The 20330-nt window shown below is 49.2% G+C and carries 16 protein-coding genes; 9 read left to right on the forward strand and 7 right to left on the reverse strand.

The features are described from left to right. Positions 1 to 65 precede the first annotated feature (65 nt). On the forward strand, positions 66 to 1229 hold the full coding sequence (locus tag AAC022_RS23645) for a multiheme c-type cytochrome (protein WP_339735123.1): 1164 nt from the start codon (positions 66 to 68) through the stop codon (positions 1227 to 1229). 20 nt (positions 1230 to 1249) lie between these two features. Here AAC022_RS23645 and AAC022_RS23650 read toward each other — a convergent pair whose 3' ends face one another. Then, the gene (locus AAC022_RS23650) at positions 1250 to 2884 is read right to left on the reverse strand and encodes a hypothetical protein (protein WP_339735124.1); all 1635 of its coding nucleotides are present in this window, start codon (positions 2882 to 2884) and stop codon (positions 1250 to 1252) included. Positions 2885 to 3357: 473 nt separating this feature from the next. On the opposite strand from AAC022_RS23650, the gene AAC022_RS23655 reads away from it, so the two are divergent. Continuing rightward, positions 3358 to 6681, forward strand: a complete 3324-nt coding sequence (locus tag AAC022_RS23655) for a hypothetical protein (protein ID WP_339735126.1) — start codon at positions 3358 to 3360, stop codon at positions 6679 to 6681. A 79-nt stretch (positions 6682 to 6760) separates the two neighbouring features. Here AAC022_RS23655 and AAC022_RS23660 read toward each other — a convergent pair whose 3' ends face one another. The 3 genes from AAC022_RS23660 to AAC022_RS23670 all read right to left on the reverse strand — a co-directional run bounded on the left by AAC022_RS23660 (position 6761) and on the right by AAC022_RS23670 (position 11584). Beyond that, positions 6761 to 8461 (reverse strand): hypothetical protein, encoded by a 1701-nt coding sequence (locus AAC022_RS23660; protein ID WP_339735128.1) that lies wholly within the window; start codon positions 8459 to 8461, stop codon positions 6761 to 6763. A gap of 50 nt (positions 8462 to 8511) precedes the next feature. Next, complete coding sequence (locus AAC022_RS23665; protein WP_339735130.1) at positions 8512 to 9918, reverse strand: magnesium chelatase; 1407 nt, start codon at positions 9916 to 9918, stop codon at positions 8512 to 8514. Positions 9919 to 10123: 205 nt separating this feature from the next. Next, positions 10124 to 11584 carry a PAS domain S-box protein gene (locus AAC022_RS23670; RefSeq protein ID WP_339735132.1) on the reverse strand — a complete coding sequence of 487 codons (1461 nt, stop codon included), beginning with the start codon at positions 11582 to 11584 and terminating at the stop codon, positions 10124 to 10126. 496 nt (positions 11585 to 12080) lie between these two features. On the opposite strand from AAC022_RS23670, the gene AAC022_RS23675 reads away from it, so the two are divergent. Genes AAC022_RS23675 through AAC022_RS23685 form a run of 3 tightly spaced genes read left to right on the forward strand, consistent with a single transcriptional unit; the run spans position 12081 to position 12995 of the window. After that, entirely contained in the window at positions 12081 to 12428 is a 348-nt protein-coding gene (locus AAC022_RS23675) for a hypothetical protein (protein WP_339735134.1), read from the forward strand. Then, positions 12400 to 12615: a carbon storage regulator gene (locus tag AAC022_RS23680; protein ID WP_339735136.1), complete on the forward strand. Its 216-nt coding sequence runs from the start codon at positions 12400 to 12402 to the stop codon at positions 12613 to 12615. The genes AAC022_RS23675 and AAC022_RS23680 overlap by 29 nt, the downstream gene beginning before the upstream one ends. Positions 12616 to 12644: 29 nt before the next feature. Then, positions 12645 to 12995, forward strand: a complete 351-nt coding sequence (locus AAC022_RS23685) for a BON domain-containing protein (protein WP_339735138.1) — start codon at positions 12645 to 12647, stop codon at positions 12993 to 12995. Between the two features lie 147 nt (positions 12996 to 13142). Here the strand turns inward: AAC022_RS23685 and AAC022_RS23690 are convergent, their stop codons facing one another. Beyond that, complete coding sequence (locus tag AAC022_RS23690) at positions 13143 to 13520, reverse strand: rhodanese-like domain-containing protein (RefSeq protein WP_339735140.1); 378 nt, start codon at positions 13518 to 13520, stop codon at positions 13143 to 13145. Positions 13521 to 13820: 300 nt separating this feature from the next. Beyond that, on the reverse strand, positions 13821 to 14486 hold the full coding sequence (locus tag AAC022_RS23695; protein ID WP_339735141.1) for a response regulator transcription factor: 666 nt from the start codon (positions 14484 to 14486) through the stop codon (positions 13821 to 13823). A gap of 292 nt (positions 14487 to 14778) precedes the next feature. On the opposite strand from AAC022_RS23695, the gene AAC022_RS23700 reads away from it, so the two are divergent. Further along, positions 14779 to 15936, forward strand: coding sequence for a serine hydrolase domain-containing protein (locus tag AAC022_RS23700; protein WP_339735143.1), 1158 nt, complete (start codon positions 14779 to 14781; stop codon positions 15934 to 15936). A 106-nt stretch (positions 15937 to 16042) separates the two neighbouring features. Next, the gene (locus AAC022_RS23705) at positions 16043 to 17242 is read left to right on the forward strand and encodes an aminotransferase class V-fold PLP-dependent enzyme (RefSeq protein ID WP_339735145.1); all 1200 of its coding nucleotides are present in this window, start codon (positions 16043 to 16045) and stop codon (positions 17240 to 17242) included. Between the two features lie 108 nt (positions 17243 to 17350). Here the strand turns inward: AAC022_RS23705 and AAC022_RS23710 are convergent, their stop codons facing one another. Further along, positions 17351 to 18598 carry a hypothetical protein gene (locus tag AAC022_RS23710; RefSeq protein ID WP_339735147.1) on the reverse strand — a complete coding sequence of 416 codons (1248 nt, stop codon included), beginning with the start codon at positions 18596 to 18598 and terminating at the stop codon, positions 17351 to 17353. 250 nt (positions 18599 to 18848) lie between these two features. On the opposite strand from AAC022_RS23710, the gene AAC022_RS23715 reads away from it, so the two are divergent. Both AAC022_RS23715 and AAC022_RS23720 read left to right on the forward strand, forming a co-directional pair. Then, positions 18849 to 19298, forward strand: a complete 450-nt coding sequence (locus AAC022_RS23715) for a GntR family transcriptional regulator (protein WP_339735149.1) — start codon at positions 18849 to 18851, stop codon at positions 19296 to 19298. A 20-nt stretch (positions 19299 to 19318) separates the two neighbouring features. Next, positions 19319 to 20233, forward strand: a complete 915-nt coding sequence (locus AAC022_RS23720) for an ABC transporter ATP-binding protein (protein ID WP_339735151.1) — start codon at positions 19319 to 19321, stop codon at positions 20231 to 20233. Positions 20234 to 20330: the final 97 nt, after the last annotated feature.

Here is a 20330-nt window from a genome sequence, read left to right on the forward strand (position 1 = left end):
TTTCTGTCTACTCCAGCCAATCAATTTAAGTGCCGTTGAACACTGTCGATTTATAAGGTGCATCGTTGAAGCAGGTTAACGGCAATCAGAGACGTATGCTGATAGCTGTCATGCTCTTGGGCATGATGGCTATCGCCGTTTCCTGTTCTGATGATGGGGACAGATCCTCGCAAACGGAAAGCCGAACCAACAACAAGTTGCAATCGGCGACTGAGTTGCCTCCTCACGATCCTGCGTCGGCCTGGAAGCAATTCTTGACTGCTAACTTTGCCGGCGATCAAGCCTGCGCGGATTGTCACCGCAAGGAATTTGAGGCACACCAGCGTTCCGGTCATTCACAGACCGCAATACAGATGCATGAAAGTCGTCTGGCAGAACAGTTATTGAAGTTAGATACTTATCCGGATTCCCGTCGCGATCAGCAGTGGTCATTTCAGTCAGGCGCGGGGCAATTTCTTGTCAAAGATGAGACGTATCCCACGATGCCAGCACTGTCAGTAACCTGGCTACTGGGCTCGGGGACGCATGCGCAGACGGCGATCGCCGTTGATGAAAAACGGCGGCAGGGAGTCGAGCTGCGCTGGTCTTGGCTGGCGAATCAAAAAGGACTGGGACTGACGCCCGATCATGAGCAGTATGATGAATATAACCGTAACAGTATCGAGTGTTTTGGCCGCCCGATGCAGGCTTCGGATGTGCTGGCCTGTTTAGGCTGTCATATGACGGTTGGCCCGCCGCCGAGCGCACCATTCAATCCGGATTATTTTATACCGAACGTGGGTTGTGAACGCTGTCACGGCCCCCGCCAGCAGCATGTTGAACTGGCAAAGCTCGGTCGCGGCGGTGAAAGTAAGCCACTGATTAACTACGCCAACGCGGAACAATACATTGCCGCCTGCGCACAATGTCATCGGGATGAAAATAATATTTCCGCAACAGCAGACCCGAATGAACTGGTTCGTTTCCAGCCGTATGGCTTAAAGAAAAGCAAATGTTATCTGAAATCAGACGGTCAGCTCTCGTGTGCGAATTGTCATGATCCACACGACGCCACCTCACATAACCGGACACAATATATCCAGCAATGCCAGTCCTGTCATCAAGCCGCTGATCAGTTAACCGTGTGCCCTGTGAAGCCACAGGGAGATTGCATCGAATGCCACATGCCAGCCGTCGAGTGGACGGCCGGCATTCGGTTTCATGATCACTGGATTCGGAAACCGGAATGAAAAGGAAATCAGAAAAAGGGTTATCTATTATTAGACTCCAATTGGAATAATCTATTTGATTGAGCTTCAATTAAATTAGGAATATTAGGCAACCCATTGTTCCGAGTTGTTCTTGGCTGAGATGCTTGTAAGTTAATTCGGACCTGAACAATATCTGTAGATTCTAGCACCAGAGCATTATAGACCTGCATAAAACTCCTTGCCAACTTTGTTTGTTCAGAGCGTTGTTTTCTGAACAGCGTGATGTCTGCGTCATGATCGCCCTGTAAGGCGAGTCTCCGTAGTGTTGCTTGAAATAACGATTGAGAAGGAATCGGAGCAAAGAACGAGGAGATTTGTTTCGCATTGCTATCGATCGATTTTAATCGATCGAGGAGGGGGGCACTTGGTGTGCTTTTATTGAGTAGACTTAGATTCAAAAGAAATTGACTCAGAAGAGTTTTTTTTGCTGGACTTTTACGAGGCTGGTATGTGATTGGGTATTTTGAGGCATCAGGGAAACGTTTTTTTAAGTCGCTTGGCTTCAGGTCTTTCACTTCGATTAGTTCAACTCTTATTGCCAGCGCTTTGTGAATTGATGCCAGAATTGGAGCAATATCGTCAAGTGGATCTTGTGTGTCAACCAGTAAGTTTACAGAAGGAAGAGTCGTGGAGTGCGTTACTTGGAGAGTCGCTCCAGGTTGCAAATGGGAATCTTTTTCTGAAGGGACCTGGAAAGCAAGAATTGGGCCGGGATTTGTAGTGTATTTATAGTCATAATCGACTTTGAAAGCGCCGTTCAAAATACTTAAATCGGTATTGTCTAAGCTCACAATGGCTTTATTTGTTTCCGTACGAGTCACAGTCAGTTCATCTAGTTTTATCAGCGGTAATTTCGAGTTTGTTGTCACAGTTTTGAAGTCTTTTTCTGTGAACAAATTATTCCATTTACCATCGACGGAAATTTTGATCTTGCCGGGGAACTGAGAATAAACCGGATTATGTGGCCAGACCTTTTTCATGTCCACAATCAGACTAGGATGAGCCTTATCTGCTTTAAAGTCAGTGACGCTGACGGTGTATTTCGCAGGCTGTTTTAGGATTTCTTGTTGTTCAAAAAACAAATCTATTGTTTCACCAGTAGCACAGTCTTTAGAGAGAGTGTCAATTTTCGACTCTTCCTGCTTTGTGTTAGCAAATTTGATGATTGTTGATCCATTCCAGGGGTATTTGGTTCCATTTTTGACACTCACGTTTCCGGATAGTGTTCCTTCGATTTGGCTCGTGATTTGATCCTGCTGAATTTCTACTCGATACGCCGGACCAGTAATGGTAATTGTAGGATCAATATATTCGAGTTGATAATCTCCTTTACTTAAAGTCAGTTTCAACTTTTTTTTATCAAACTTACGAGTGATTTGGCCTTTGCCATTCTTCTCGATCTTCACTGTACTCTCAATCGTTTTCGGATCGGTAATATTTTCCAGGTTAATCTCGACATCACTCTTGGGAGCTTCTACATGAATCTCGAATTTGATTTTCGCCGTCTTGTTTTCCAATAAAGTAATACTCTGGACCTTGACTGTATTTTCATTTGTTTGAGCTCCCTCAGTGTTTGGGCTAAGACCCAAAAACAATAGCAAGGTGACAAATGGTAGTGTGCTCGATCGAGACATCGGTATGGTCCTTTCTCGGTTGTGGACTAATGGGTACTGTAGTGTCATTGTACACGTGAATGTACTGGCGACAAAAGTGTGAATAGGGGGTTTGAGTGGAAAATAACGAATTTGCTGATTCTCAGTTGGTACAATGCTGGATGGACACATTTCTCGGGAAAGTCCTGATTTCCAGCTGAAAAACTAAAAAAGAAGTACCTCCAGATTCCTTCTGGCGCTCACTCAACCGGGTTCTAATTGTGTCGAATATTCGGATCATGAGCGAAATCTTGATTCTTCCCTATTTAATCATTGAATTGGGGGAAATCACCCTGAACAAGACGACACAGAAGGCCGATTTTGAATGTGGTGTGAGATCTTGTGTATAGATCTGAGACTTTGACCAATAGTAGGGCTGTTATTTATAAGGTGAATCATTTGGCTTGATCATCACGTTCAAGTCTTGGCACGGAATGGTTCCAAGGAAGGTGACCATGTTTAAGTATAAGGATTGTCTTGTTCGCATCTTATTGGTGTCTACGATCACGGTGGGGAATCCAGCCGTTGATTGTCTGATGGCCGGAGGCGGGCTGCCTTGGTTTTCCAAGAAATCAAAGCCTCAAACCTCCATGGAACGCGTGGCGGTGAAGCTCGACCATATGGAGCACAAAATCGGTAAGGATGGAACCGTCGTCATTAAAGCACCTGACGTCTGGGGCGAATCGCGTCTGACGAAACACCGTCAGGAATTCGAACGCGTGATGGCCAAGAAGGTCAACGAATTCAAAATCATGATGAATGCGTCGATTCAACGTAGCGACCAGGCTTATCTGTCTAATGCTCTGGCCATTCAGGCTGCCGCTTCTTCCGTAGGTAAAGAGACTGCCAATGGTACTACGGTAGGGATACCTGGGACAGATAATTACAATATATTGCAGCAAATGTCTGAAGGACAGCCGATTGTTTCTGGTATAGCCGCAACAGGAACAACTAATTCACCGATCGTGCGGACTAATATTTATAATAATCCTAATCTTACCGATACGAATAGTGCTTTCAAGGATATGAAATATGGGCTAGAGCCGACGATTCAACTGGATCAGTTAAAACGGTATCTGGATCACTTGAATGAAATTCGTCGCGTGAATGAAGGGGACGACACGGCCGATGCGCCGGGGTACTCTTTGAATCTGGTACGAATTCCCGTCTCTGTGTTACCGGGCTACCATACGCGCAAAGGTCATGGGGCCGAGGTGACTGTCACGGCGACGCCCCATATTTCAGGAGAAATACTGCCCCGTGTCTTTCGGGAACTGGTGATCAATGATCTGGTGGACGAATTGAGTCTGTCGGTATTGAAACTTCAGGAAGCAATGGGACGTGCGCCGGATGTGATTCCGGAAAAAGGCAATGCTGGAGCTAATCCGCCTCCGCCTACTGACGTCAGAGCACAGATGTTATCAACAAAAGTCTCTGCTCCAGATGCAATTAAACGTGTCAAAGATCAAAAAGCTATCGAGCAGAATTCAAGTCAGGTTGTGATGGTGGCACCCGGCAATCGTCGGGCTCGAAATCCAATTCCTCCTACTCAGGTTGTGAATGTGTTCGGGGAACGCCAACTGGTGGCCATCAGCTATCAGTTTTATCAGCGCAAGCCAGTCGATCATGATACTCATCTTTCCGACGTCCGGGGGTTTCTGCGGGAAGAACTGGAAGCTGCCTATGATTATCTGAAGTCGAATCCCAAATTATGGAATACGCTGGCAACTCAGATTGGCAGTCCCGAGGGGATGGCACCACAGGAAGTCCGCATGGCACTGTGTGAGACGATTAATAAAGCGGTCCGTACGGAAGATTATTCTACATTACAGAGGCTGCGACAGCAGTTATGGAAAACACATCGGATATTGGAAAAGCAGCCTGATCCGGGGATATTCCACCGTTCTGATCTCTTTGACGCTCAGAAATTTGATGGTACTCTCAATAAAAAGAACTATGCCAAGAATGAAGAGGGGAATGATAACAAAAAGCTCAATCTTCTGCCGACCACGGTCAGCTCTCTGGCCTGGGCGGTTCTGGTCGAAGCGTCGCTCCTCAATGAGCAGCTCAATGAAGATATCAAACGGGTCAGCCGTGACCCGAAATGCAACTGCATGTGTACCGGCAAGCATTGTTTCTTTGGTACCGATTTTAAGATGACGGAATCGGAGTATCCCGGGATGGATGACAGCGAACTGCGCTCCGATCCTGCGGCCGAGCAGGCATTCGTCGAATATGTCAAATGTCGCTGGCCCATTCATGTGTTTGCCCTTGATCCCCAACGACAGGATCAGAATATCACAGATTCTTTTAGTATGCGTCGCGAAATGCAACTCGCGTTGGCACTGGCATTTTCTGCAGGTAAGATCAACGCCCAAAACATGACACGCTATTCGCGGCGGATTGAGATCGATATGCAGACCATCGCCTTGAACTCAACGGCAGTCGCGTTTGGACATGGGGCTGATACATTCGGCTGGCGGTTTTATCCACGCGTGCAGTCGCCGCCAATCGATAATAATTTCAAAGTTCTCGTCAAAGATATGCTGATCGGAGGTCCTTCCAAAGATGAACTTCGAAAACAATGGGAACTGGAACCCGGCATGCGGGAGTGTGTGGCGGTTGTTCTGATGCCTTCATTCATTGAGCATGTGACGTTTGATTCGCATGGCCAGTATTTCAAGCTGTCCGGAATGACGCGGCCCTGGGATGGTCATAAAACTCGCTCCTCGATGCTGGAAAATACCCGTTGGAGTGAGGATATTCGGTGTATGGAACTGGCGCTGGAAGATGTGGTCTGTGAAGCGGACCGCTACCGGGAAGGTGAAGTCGAACGGATCATGCGACGTGTGCATCAGGTCGCCAGTAAGCTGCCGATGCAGACCGTGTATGCCCGTGTGCCCAATGAAAATACATTGGGTGGATTTGAAATGTTCTCTTCCGGTATTACCGACCTGGCGCCCGAGTTGATCGACTATTACGGTCAACCCGGCATCAATCCTGCCAAGGAAACGACGTTGTTTCTGGTAGGAAATCATTTCAGTGTGCACGAAACCAAAGTGCTGACCGGAAATCGAAACGCGGCCTTTTCGCTGCTCAGTCGGGATGTGATGGAAGTGCGGATTCCAGCTGGTGTCCAGGTAATTCATAAAGAGAATAGCCGGGAGTTTCCGAACGGCTTTGTGGACGTGCATGTGGCGACGCCTTACGGCGTGTCTGGTCATCTGGCGATTCCGGTGATTCCGGGCAGTCAGTCAGCCGCTTTACAAAGTTATCTCTGGGATCGACAGAATGTGGTTCTGGAGTATGGGTATAAAGCTAAAAAGACTGGAACCGGGGCTGACGAAAAAACGGCCTATGAGATTGAAAATATAGGGATTAAAGTTGGAGAACCTCATGAACTGACGATTTCTATTCCCGGAAATGACCTAGTTGCGCATGCTAACGATAGCAAAGCGATTGTGGCAAGTGTCGTCTACTCGGGGCAAGGGCTGTCAACCGTTTTAGGTCCGAAAGAGAAATCAAATCCTTTCGACTCATTAAAGATGAGGCACGATGCAAAACGGGACGCTTATGTGATCGAATTGAGTGACTACTATACTTTTCATCAAAATATCAAAGAGATGGTAAAGGGATATTTAGATGAAAACTTTTCGAAGGGAGATCCCCCAACAGAAATCTCTTTGAGAGTGGTTGGTAAGTTGACATTCGGGGGTGTCAATATACCAATTGAAAATGAATTGCATCTGATGATTGAACTCGACGATCTGGATAAATAAAAACCGTTCCAAATCTACCAGATGAAATAGTAACGAAATGAGTCAGGCCCGGCGATCACTATCGTTGGGCCTGGTTTCGTTAACCGATGATATCGCGGCGTTGTTTGACGTAGTCCCAGACGACGTAGCGGTCGAGGTCGCTGCCGGCGGTGAAGAAGACGCGGCCTTGTGTGGCTTCGGCCAGACGATGGGCGAACTGGATGTCTTCGCTGGATTGGGACCAGCTGGGGATCAGAAAGATATTAATCGTGATGCCTTCGCGTTTACATAAATGGGCTTCGCGCATCGTGGCGGCTTCGGTTTGCGGATCGGGCGGATACAACAGGTACAGCATTTCACCTTCAAAGTGCGCGGTGGGCAGGCCGTCGGTAATCAGGATGATTTGCCGATTGGGCGTGTCCTGTGTTGCGAGGAAGTGCCGTGAAAGCTGGAGTGCGTGTTGAATATTCGTAAAGTGCGGAGGCACGACTTGCTCGCTGATTCGTTCGTCGCTCATATCCACTTTCAAACGGACCACAGGATCGAAGATCGTGACCGGTTTGGGCATCAGCTCTACAATCTCACCGGCGGTACACGGTTTCGCGAATGAGTACATCTCGATGAATTGCAGATAATCGCCGGGAAATTCGCCGCGGATCAATGCTTCCAGCGCCAGACCCATCTGCTTCACGTTGACGTATTGACCTTCGTAGCGCATTGAGCCGCTCATATCCATCAGAACGGTGGTTGCACATTTAGGCGAGTTGCGTGTTTTATGAATCACCAGATCATCTGATTTCAAACGAATCGGCAAGCCTGGTCCGTCTCGCAGAATCGCATTGGTGAAGGATTGCACGATGTCCATGTTTGAGACCGAATCCCCGAACTCATATGGTTTCGTGCTTGGAATTTCCACTGCACCTTCGCCGATAACCGGGCCGCCGTGCCGTCCGGTGCGTGATGCCTGCAGGTCGCTGAAGATTCGCTCCAGAATGCGACTCTGAAACAGGCGATACGCTTTGGGAGTCAGTTGAAACTGGCCTTTCGAGAATTCCAGCCCTTGCTGGTCGGCCATTTCTCGCATGAGATCGCGGACCTGTTTCTGCATCGCTTGCAGCGATTCGACATCACCCGGCTGAGTGAATTCAGAAAGGGCTTCCATGTCGATGATGGCGATCTGTGCGGTCTCGCGGGCTTCTTCCAGTTGTTTGAGCAGTTCGTCAATTTTTTCCAGTTCCGCTTTGATTTCCAACGCTTCTGGAATCGTCAGGGAAGTGCGTCCTGTGAAATAATAATTGGCCGCCAGCTCGTCAATTTCGTATTTGTCACCCAGGCGATCCACCAGTTGGACCAGACCTTGAGAGAACGGGCTTTGATCATCATTAACCTTGTACCAGAGTCGTTCCAGGTCGTAGATCTGCTCTGCGCGAACGGCCTGATGAAAGAAATCTTTTTGCCGTTTGGGAGGCTGTAGCTGTTTTGCATAATCGAGATAACTGCGGCGGGCTTTTTTGCGGACGCTATCTGTTTCATACGTTTCCAGAATTTTGCGTTTGCGTTCTTCCAGCATTGCCAGCAGGGCATCCAGACTGGGGCCGAGACCGGCAATCTGGCTAGGATCCAGGCGAATCGCCCGCGCCAGCTCTTCCTCGGTCAGTTCCCGCATTGAGCCATAATACATCATATGGTTCAGCGCAGGGGAAACCAGATCGGGGGGCGGCTGCATCGGATCGGGGATGCGTTTCGGATCGTACTTCTGGTACGTATGAATAATCCCGCCGGTCAGTCGTTTGTCAGTCATAAAGGTATCTCGATCTCTCTGAAGAGAGTGATTTGAGAACGGAATTCCGATCAGGTTTCATAAGTGATGCGACCGTGATCCTGCGAGCGTGAAATTTTGCTGTTGGCATACAGGCCGGCCAGAACGAATTCAATACAGGACGCACGAATCGCCTCATCACCGGATGCATTAACTTCAAAAGCTTTGTCCCAGATGGGAGGCACCCGTTTGAGTCGCTCTGCGTATTGTGATGACGGCAGCATGTCTCCCACTTCGATCTTGATGCCTTGTGCGAAGATTTCGCTGATTTCTGCCAAGCCGTGTTCGACGATGTATTCCTGGAACACATCTTGAATCGCCTGGGCGATGATAGCATCGAGCACTTGACGTTCGGACATCTGGCTGGCTCCCATCAGGTCCAGTTCCAGTTTTCCCAGTGAAGAAGAGTAGAGGTGCCCCAGATCGCTGATGCGGGGGACCGACGGTTTTTCACCGAGGACGGCACCACGCCTGCGGGCGGAAGCGACCATCATGCGATAGTTGGCGATACTGAACCGGGCACTCACGCCGGAATCGTGATCGACGTATTTGGAAGCCCGGGCGGCGACAGTGATCTGTTCGATGATTTCCCGCATGAAATAGGGCACGACTACCGGCACTTCGCCATCCAGTTCCACGTCTGCTTCCTGTTCCATGATTTCAATCCCCAGGCTGCGGTCACGCGGGTAATGCGTGTGAACGACCGAGCCGATGCGGTCTTTCAATTGTGGGATTACTTTACCGCTTCGGTTGAACGTTGACGGATTGGAAGAAAACAGGATCAGCAGGTCGAGGTCGAAGCGAATGGGATAGCCGCGAATCTGGACGTCGCGTTCTTCCAGAATGTTGAACAGGCCAACCTGCACGAGTTCATCCAGCTCAGGCAGTTCATTCATGGCAAAGATGCCGCGATGCATGCGCGGGATCAGACCGAAGTGCAGGGCACTTTCGGCGGACATACTTTCGCCGTGTGCGAGTTTGGCGGGATCAATTTCGCCGATGACGTCGGCAAATTTGGTTCCGGGGGACAGTCGTTCCGCATAACGGTCATCGCGGGACCACCAGCCAATCGGCACTTCCTGATCGGGAGTGTTGGCCAGGAACGTTCGTCCTGCGCTGGTGATGGGCTGGTAGGGATCATCGTGAACGGGGGAGTCGGGGATGTCGAGATAGGGGATTTCTGGATCGAGGAAACGCACCAGCAACCGCATGATGCGGCTTTTGGCCTGTCCTTTCTCTCCCAGGAACAGCATGTCATGTTCAGACAACAAAGACAGCACAATATCGGGAATCACGGTATCATCGTAGCCGACAATGCCGGGGAAGAGTTCATCGCCGCTTTGCAGGGCACGCATTAAGTTATCGTAAATCTCACGTTTGACCGTTTTGCTTTGCCAGCCGCTTTCGCGAAGTTCCGCCAGATTGGTGGGACGATTCATAAAGTATTCTCATTCTGCTGTGAGTAAGCGGGATTGTATGTCGTAGAATCTGTTGCTCTGAATAAGGACAGAGAAACAGAGAAGTTGGTACATTTGCTGAAAATAACGAGGCACTCTTAATCATAGACGAAACAGGAACGCTGGCTATAGTGCAGTTGTTCAGGAATGCCTGGATTCAGTGAAAAAGTATTGTCATCCCCTGATTTCAGGCATCTGGGTTGGGATCGCTTACTTTATCGGAATTCAGGTAGGCGATGATATGCGCGGTTGTGCCTTCACCCTGGTGAGAATCCAGCCAGAATTTCCCTTTGATGAGTGACAGACGAAACTCGATATTGCTGAGGCCGATTCCATTGGCATCGGGGAGCCGGTGGTCAAGTTGCCGCGTATCAAAGCCGATGCCCTTATCAGAGACAGTCAGTTCAATATCATGGTTCGGCAGGTGCGTCATACTGACATGGGCTTCCTTCATTTGAGAATGCTTGACGACATTAAACAGCAGTTCGCGGATGCATTCAAATAAAACAATTTTTGTTGTTTCATTTTGCGGGTTGGCACGGTGATCGAGATCCAGAGTTACGCTTAATTTATAACGTTCTTTCATATTATGGGCTAACCACTCCAGCGCCGTGGCCAGCCCTTCCTCATGTAATACAACCGGATTCAGCTCTGCCGTTAGGGAACGCGTGATTTCCAGGCCTTGATTGAGTAGCTCATCGGCGCGTATCAGGGTCTGTTTTACGTCTTGATTTGCAGTATCATTTTTCGCAATGTCTAGATGGATCCGCACGCCGACCAAGACTTGCTGCAGATGATCGTGCAGAATATTAGCAAGGTTGCGACGTTCCTGCTGTCCAGCGACTGCGATGGCGCGGGACAATTCTTTCTGTTTTTGCTCTGCCTGTTTGCGTTCGCTGATATCAGCGATAATTCCGGCAAAGATGCCAAATTGAGGGATGTCCGTCACCGAGAGTTCAATAGGGAAGGTCGATCCATCACAGCGGCAGGCTTTCAGCTCCCGTCTGGCTCCGACAATTTCTGAGATTCCCGTTTCCAGATAGCGGGCGATGTATTCATCGTGGTGCGCTCGCGTGGGGAGTGAAGTCAGTAGACTGACGTTTTGATTAATAATCTCGCTGGCAGTATAGCCAAACATTTTCTCAGCCGCCGGGTTAAACGATTGGATGATGCCCCTGCGGTCAATCGTGATCACCGCTTCGATGGCTGCTTCCACGATGGCCTTGAGTTGTGCCTGTATCTGGCGTAATTTGCTGGAGACAGTCTTGTTTTGCAGAATTCGTTTTAACGAAGCGCGAAATAAATCAGCGTCGATTGGCTTGACAAAATAGTCGGCGATTCCGTTCCGAAAGGCGATGATCATATTCTCAAGTCTGTGTTGAGATGTGATCACCAGTAGCTCAGTATGCGGCGCCAGTTGTTTCAGCTTGGGTAAAAGTTCGTCAATTCTCCCATCGGGGAGGTCGTGTTCGAGAACAATCAGGAAGTAATCAGACCAGTTATTTCGGTCCAGCATTTGCGCCTGCGTTTCGGCAATATCAATGTGGTAACCATCGCTCTCCAATATCTGGGTCAGCTGAGCCCGTGAATCGGAATCTGGTTCCACCAGCAAAACTGGTAAGCCTTGTGGATTGCGCATGCTAGTCATTTTATTTCCGGATGTGGTCTTCAAACGGCCCCCTTAAACTGAATTAAACCTTCAAAATAGCCATTCGCACTGAAACTGTAAATAAGCTCCCCACGACGATGTTTTCCCAGCAGAGTGAGTCTAGGGAATTCCCCTACTCAAATTTGGACAGATTCCCCGTTTTCTAAAAATGACAGAGTCTGTAATGTAGTGTGCAATGGGTGATTCGCTTCAGAAACACATTTTGCTGTGAGTCATAGTAACTCTCTGTTGTAGCGAGACAGAATTGGGATTAACAGGAAATTCATAATCGAAATATGCTTTATGGATGAATCGTCTAGAGGAAAGATAGTGCGAGAGAGTCAGGTTAGCGACATGACTCGTGTGCTCAATTGTAATGGAATGTACTATCGGCGTCTCAGATTGATGTAGGAAGGAAAACTCTGAGCATAAGGGGCAGGGATGTTTTTCGTATTTTTCATCTTGGTTCAAGCACTCTCTCCAGGGAATGAACATTATGCATACGACAGGCAGCTCAACGGGATCAGAACAAAAACAGAGTGACGCCCGCCCTCGGAATCAATTAATGTGGGAAGATCAGGCAGAGGCATTAGATTATACATTGATTGCTGATCTGTCGAACGAACAAGTCCGTCGGATGACGCGAGAGGAATTGGCGCGGGTGATTCAAGCTGCCCATCCGACCGTATTAAGTGAGGACTGTCGGCAACGTTTGCTTTATTTTGATCGAGGGACGCTGGAACGGCTGGCGTTTTTGGCGCGTTATTCTTGCCAGAATCAGATTTCGCGTACACTCCATTCAGGGAAAGGACGTCATGCTCGTTTTAACACGCAAAAAAAATGAACAGATTCGGATTGCAGATGATATTGTATTGACGGTTGTCCGAGTTCGAGGGGGAAAAGTGAAACTGGGAATCGAATGTTCCCGGAAAATCCCGATTCGGCGAAATGAGGTCCCCGTCGAGCCCTTATGTGAGGATGAGTTGTACCTGTCAGAGCAGCCCCATGAGCAGGATCAGTTAGTCCTTTAATCGCTGCTGTTCTGATGAATTCCCTGAGGTTGCTGGCAGGGAATCCTGTACTGTTTTTTGTTATGCTGCCTGATTTATTTATTCTGCCAGTCAAAACTAAGGAGAGAATGGTGAAACTACAAGGAGAGACGCGGAGCGTATTGCTTCCCAATCCAGACAATCAACTTATGGCGCGGATCAGACGGGCCCTGAGAAATTCAGGTTATGCTCCGTTGTTTCGAGTGCGCGTTGTGGTAGATCAGGGAGCTGTATTTCTGGAGGGAGAAGTTCCTACTTATTTCTTAAAACAGGTTGCCCAGACCCGGGTTTTGTCGTTGGATGGGGTTAAGACATTAACTAACGAATTGGTTGTTGAAAGAAATATCGAGCCTCATTTTTAATGCTGGTATGGAATAGGCCTCGTCTTCATCCGAGACTTGTACTGCGTGCCTGCACATATAGACGAAGGCACGTGAGTTCTCCTGCGAGACGCTCTTTATATTCTGCGGTGGCAGCCTGTCATGGCTTCCGCAATTTGAGCAGACTGCTCATGGAAAAAGAAACCCTTGTTGTTTCGTAAAAACAGCAGTCTTGTAATGACCATGCTCGACGGGAAGTTGCGCAGCATTCCAGTCGATTTTGCCAGGCTCATAATCATAAATATTCTGGTAGCCCAACTCCAACAGACGCTGCATGGCCTGCTCGGAAATCGGGCATTCGAAATTCAAACTGTAGACAATGATCGTTTGGCATTTATCTGGAAATTTCTGCAGAAACTGTTCCTCAAAATGATGATTCAATGGGATATTAATCGCCCCGCGTAAGTGAAATTCCTGATACGAGGTTTCGGACAAAACCTCGACGAGTTTCAGATCAGGGCATGATACGATGAGCCTCTGTAAGTCATTTCTGCTGATGGTCACCATGGTCTCAACCCTCTACAAAAATATTGAACGGCTTTACGCTCATTCCATTTTTGTACTTCTAAAACACAACATAGAAATTCTGCATCGTTGGTTTTATTTTATCGATATCAAACTCTGTGAACATCAGGCTAAGAGAGCGAGAGCATGAGGGTGAATTTCTGATGCTGCTATCGGGAAATACCCCAGTGGAAATGTGGTATTGAACTTGGGGAACGTGGGCTTTTGTGTGACAGGCCACAATGGGCTTGCTCAGCCTGGACTGTCATACCAGCCTGATGAAACTGGAACTCGGCAATTCCTTTAGTTTTTTTCAAGCACCCACTGGATTGCATTCTGGGTTAATTCCGTTGCGTTATCCAGATTCAGCTTGTGTTTGATATTTTCCCGATAGGTTTCCACGGTTTTGGGGCTCAAATTCAGTTTTGCAGCAATCTGGCGTGTCGTTTCTCCCTGACCGATTTGTTCAAAGACTTCCAGCTCACGATCAGAGAGACTTTCAATGGGGGATGCGTCAGAGTAATTTTCGGAACCGACTGAGCGGCAGATCATACGCTCTGTGATCTCGGAACTGAGGAAGACTTTCCCCTTGAGGACCCGGTAAATGGCTTCGATTAATTGCCCCGCGGCCTGTTGTTTATTTACATACCCCAGCGAACCCGCCCGAATACACCGTTCTGCAAATAATTTTTCATCGTGCATTGAGACCGTCAACATTTTGATCTGTTTGAATTGGGATTTGATATCTTTGATCAATTCCAGGCCACTGCCATCTTTCAAAGAGAGATCAACGATAACCAGATCGGGAGGATCGTCCATGATCTGCTTAATCGCACCGACTTTGCTATCTGCTTCTGCGCAGACTTGAAGGTCGGGTTCTCGTTCAATCAGCCGCGAATATCCTTCTCTGACAATGGGATGATCATCGACAATCATAATACGCGTTTTTTGCTGATTCGAATTGCTCATTAAAATGATGCTCTCATCAAGTCGTCTCACATTATGAATTGATTATTGCCGGTAAGAAGTAGAAACTGGTCTTAAGAGCAGCCCCTTCGATTCTTTCTACTCTTTACTAAAGACATTGTACAAACAGATGAAATGGTTCGAAAGAGCGTATTTGCTTTCTGGTCTGGTAATTCCTGCTTGCCATTGATTTTGGGCAGGGATCATGGTTTCCAGGTTTCGGCCCCTTTACCCGAATCCTGAAGTTGCTTTAAGATAGAACAAAATATTCCGCTACCCAAAATATAGGACTCCCATGAGACTTCACATTTCCCGATTTACGGTCCTCACACTATTAACTGCTGTTACACTGCTCGGACCGTTGTACGCCGAATCTCCCAGTTCATCGAAAATGGTGCTCCAGCCATTTGTCGATCGGCATGAACTGGCAGGCGCTGTGGCATTAGTGGCCGACAAGGACAAAGTGCTGTCGGTGGATACCGTTGGTTTTGCTGATATCGCGGGGGCGAAAGCGATACAACCGAATGCCATGTTCTGGATTGCCTCGCAGTCCAAAGGGATGACGGCGACCGCGGTCATGATGCTGGTCGATGAAGGCAAGATTTCGCTGGATGATCCAGTCGAAAAGTACCTGCCTGAATTTCGCGGTCAGATGGTTGTGGCTGAAAAAGATAACAAGCACGTGCTACTTCACAAGCCAACCCATCCGATTACGATCCGGGAAGTGCTCAGTCATGTGAGCGGATTGCCCTTTAAATCAGCCGTTGAAGTGCCGACGCTCGATGCGCTTCCGCTGGAAGCAGCCGTACGCAGTTATGCGATGACACCACTGCAAACCGAGCCCGGTACACACTACCAATACTCCAATGCCGGCATCAACACGGCTGCGAGAATCATCGAAGTGGTGACAGGCACTAAATACGAAGACTTCATGCAGCAGAGGCTGTTTGATCCCCTCGGAATGAAAGACACCACTTTCTGGCCCAATGCAGAGCAAGTTGCTCGTCTGGCAAAGTCGTATCGACCCGATGCTGCAAAAACAGATTTAGTCGAGTTTCCTCTGAACCAGCTGACCTACCCGCTCACTGATCGGAATCGTCGGTTTCCCATGCCAGCCGGCGGTCTGTTTTCCACGGCGCAAGATACCGGGACTTACTGTCAGATGCTGCTTAATGGTGGCGAATTGAATGGGCGGCGTTATTTAAGTGAAGCGGCGTTTAAAGAACTGACAAAACGACAGACGCCGGACTCTGTTAAACAGAGTTATGGACTCGGACTGGCCGTTGGTTCGGACTGGTTCGGGCACGGTGGAGCCCACGCGACGAATATGGAAATCTATCCCGAGAAAGGAATCGTCGTGATCTGGATGGTGCAGCATGGCGGTTTTCCGGGCAAAGGGGCGCAGGCACGCGGCGTGTTCAAAAACTGGGCGCTGGAACGCTTTGGCAAGTGAATTCACTCTGACACGCGGGGGGCAATGCTCCCGCGATTCCTGCCAGTAGCATGTAAGAAGCACTCAAGTTCCTGGCTTATTTTGTTCTTCAGAGAGATGGTCACTGATGAGTATTTATCAAAGATTCGGCGTGGCGCCGATCATTAACGCTTGCGGCAGCGTGACTCGGCTGGGCGGGGCACCGATGTCATCCGAAGTACTCGATGCATTTCGCGAAGCTGCGGGTGAGTCGGTTCCACTGGAGCAGCTTCAGGCGGCTGCCTCGAAAAAAATCGCCGGGCATACAGGAACGGAAGCGGGGCTGGTGACTTCAGGAGCGGCGGGCGCTCTGACGTTGGGAACGGCGGCGATTCTGGCAGGTCATGATTTAAAGCGGATGGAACAGCTACCTCACTGTGACGGATTTCCGCATGAATTCATCATTGCGCGGGAGCAGCGCAGCGGTTACGACCATGCCGTTCGTGCTGCGGGAGCAAGACTGGTTGAGGTTGGCTTCAATGAAATTGTTTCCAATGCCGGAGTGCGTCGTACGGAAAGTTGGGAGTACGCGGCTGCGATTAACGAGAACACCGCAGGTATCGTGTATGTGCATGCGGCTAATTCACAGCCGACATTAACAGAAGTCGTTGAAGTCGCGCGACAACATGATTTGCCGGTTCTAGTCGATGCGGCGGGCGAACTGCCTCCTCGTGCCAATTTGAAGGCGATCTCAGCCACAGGCGCTGCTCTGGTTGCCTTCAGTGGTGGGAAGGCGATTCGGGGACCGCAGTCAACCGGGTTATTATGTGGCAAACGCGAGTTGATTTCTTCGGCCGCATTACAGATGCTCGACATGGACGACCATTACGAGCTCTGGCAGCCTCCCGCTGATTTGATCGATACGTCATTGTTTCATGGCTTGCCCCGGCATGGAATCGGCCGGGCTTTGAAGGTTTCCAAGGAAGAAATCGTCGCGCTCCTGACGGCGCTCGATCTGTTTGCCTCGGGAGCATACGACGCGCAGAATCAGGAATTTCGATCCTGGTTGGAATTAATCGGCGAGGAGCTGGAACTGGCGAATGTTAACGCCACCTGTTATCTGGCCACGCCGTTCAGCAGTGAGCGCTGGCCTCTTCTAGATATTCATATTGATGAAGAGAGTGTGGGAACCGCGTTTGAAGTCTGTCAGCGACTGCGTCAGGGATCGCCGCCGATTTATGTGAACCATGCTCGATTACACGAAGGCTTGCTGACCATTAATCCGTTGTGTCTGACTGCAGAAAATGTACACATTTTAGCAAAACGCTTGTGCGAGGAACTGAAGTAGTCCCGATCGCTGAAATTGAGCCTGTGTCCAGGTTTACTGTAGCGTCTTCAGGGCGATTTAGACCGAGTATCATAGAACGAGGGACGCTATGGTTAAAGGGGATGTACTCTAGTGTTTCCGATTCTGATTCGCAAAAGGCCAATTTCCATTCTCATAATCGATCGCCAGCTGTGGCGTTTCGATCCGTTTTCCGTTCGCAGCCAGACTGTGCATCACCGCGTCTAAAATGCCAGTTGTGAGTAACGTACGTTCGACCGGATACGAAACCTGATTGGTGTGGATCATTTGTTCGATGGCTTTGAGCAGATACGCAAAATGGCCGAAGGGGGGATTCAGTTCCAGTTTGAACCAGGTGGCCAGCGGTTTTTCCTGTCCGCGCAGCTTCACCGCGACGGCATAGTGCACACTCAGGCGGTTGGCCATCGCGATGGTGCTTTTTAAGCCGTCCTGATGTTCCAGGAAATAGAAGGCACTGTCGTCTTTCAGGATGTCTTCCCAGTCTCCCTTGGCGACATTCGGGATCACATCCAGCGCCGCCTGTAACATGGGACGTGCCCACAGACCCTGCCGTTCTGCCTCCCAGATTTGCGAGCCCCGCGCCGTCTGTACGGCGATGACTCCGGTGGGACCTGTTCTACGTTCAATCAGTGATTGTTGTGCTTCGAGTGCATGGAATCCATGTGCTTCAAATTGGCCACGACCGACGGTTAAGACCGCTTCAATTTCACAATCCTCAGGTAGTGTTAATGCTGGCTTGCGCCATGTCACTGGCAGTGAGGAACCCGCCATCAGCGGAAAGTTCATTTTGCGAGAGGTGTCATACATGGCTTTTGCATCCCGCCACCGATAGGCAAGATGCTTGTCATTAAACACCGGGACTACTTTGTCGTACTTTTTGAATGTCGCCGTAATTTCATCGAAAAACCGTTTGCGGGGATACATATGCTGCTTCGTCTTCGGCGTGTGGGGGTATGTTCCATGTTCTCCAATGCTCAGAACGCCGGCGACTTGAACTTGATTAGTTCCCAGTGTGAGGGCTTCTTCAATGGTGGCAGCGATGGGGAATTTGTATTTGCGGGACAATGCCCGACTCATGTCGCGCTCGGGAACCTGATCGGTATACAGCGAGGCAAGATACAGGTCAGGTCCCAGTCCCCCTTGTTGTTGAAACCCTGCGAGGATTTTTCCGACTAGGACGTCAGTGTGAGAATTGGGCGTGTATTCGGTAACGACAGCGGCAACGGGCAGCTTCGGTCGCGCGGGAGATTCTGTAGCACGGGTTGTGTTTGACATCAACAAAGGCAGGGAAGCAGCCGAAGCCTGCTGGAGCCAGGTTCGCCGGTTCATTTGCGACATGTTGTCTCTCCTGTTATTCAGGGGCAGGTTAGCGAGATACTTCGAGCCAAAGCGAATGAAAACAATCAGCATCCTGAAGATGGGTCAGTGAGTGTTTATGTTAACTATGCTGGATTCCCCACACTTCTGCAAGGAAATTCGAAAGAATCGAGAGTTCGTGATTTCTCGAAAACTTCGAACAGTGAAAAAATGGTCTTGACCTGAAAATATTCACTGTTATAGTACTGTGTACTCTTTGGGAGGGGTCATCATGCATATTCGAATTGAACGCGGTTCTTCGACGCCGATTTCTCGGCAGATCATGGAACAAATCCGGGCACATTGTCTTTCAGGAACTATGAAACCGGGGGATAGCTTGCCTTCCGTTCGCAAGCTGGCACAGAGGTTGACCGTCAATGTGAATACGATTGTACGCGTTTATGAGCGTTTATCTGCCGAAGGGCTGGTCGAAATGCGTCACGGAGAAGGAACGTTCGTGCTGCCTCAATCTGCTGTGACAGAAACTTCACAACAGATGGCCGAACAGCGAGATCAGTTTTCAATGGAGTTTTCTGCGGTCGTGCATCGTGGCATTTTATTAGGGCTGACGGCGGCTGAATTGCGGAAGCTGTTAACGGCGTCGGTTGCGGATGTGAAACGGGAACTCAAAGCAGAAGCCGCTGCGCAACAGAAACACAAGCCAGAATCCAGAACCGCGTAACCTTTCATCAGGAGATTCTCATGTCAGAATCGGCGATCAGAATTCATCAGGTTCATAAACAATTCGGTGCGAATGTCGTACTGGATGATGTCTCACTGGACATTCCCCGTGGTCAGACGTTGGCTTTACTGGGGCGAAACGGAGCCGGTAAAACCACTTTGATACGAATGCTGCTCGGTTTATTGAAACCGGATAGCGGGACAATGCAGGTCGATGGTTGTGACCCCACGCGAGATGCGATTGAACTTCGGCGTCGTGTGGGTTATCTGGCGGAAGACCAGACGATGTATGGCTGGATGACGCCGATCGAACTCTGTCATTTTCTGGCCCCCTTTTATCCCGCCTGGAATCAGTCACTCGCCGATGATTATCTGGAACGCTTTCACATTCCCCGACATCAGCGAATTGAACAGCTTTCCAAGGGACAAAACGTCAAACTGGGATTAACACTGGCCCTCGCGCATGAACCCAATGTGGTCATTCTGGACGATCCCGCGTTAGGGCTGGACACGATTGCCCGCAAGGAATTCAATCGCGATCTGATCGAACATCTCCAGGCAGCCGGGCGGACCGTATTGTTCAGTTCGCATTTACTCGATGAAGTCGAAGCGGTCGCGGACGCAGTAGCGATTCTGGATGGCGGCAGAATTATACGCCATGCTGCTACCGAAACACTGCGCAGTGAAGTCAAACGCATTATTTTGACTTCCACAGGTATCTCTGAAGTCTCACCGCCGGCAGGGTTGCTCGATGTGCTGCAGTTGGATGATCAGTTTGTGGTAACCGTTGATGGTGCAGCGGACTTTGTGGAGCATTTAGCCGAATTGGGAATCGATCATGAAGTCGTGGATTTGAGTCTGGATGAAATTTTTGAATCGTTTGTGATCGGTCGCACGCAGGGCTGGCCGCAGGCGGGAACTCCGGTTGTTGTATAACAAGCATAGTATCTTGAGAGCGATAGATTAAAGGACCCGTATTATGGATTTCGTTTTACAGTCTCTGCTCTGGAAAGAATGGCGGGAACGCAGGCGG

The organism is uncultured Gimesia sp. (genome assembly GCF_963976445.1).
In the GTDB taxonomy this organism is placed as follows: domain Bacteria; phylum Planctomycetota; class Planctomycetia; order Planctomycetales; family Planctomycetaceae; genus Gimesia.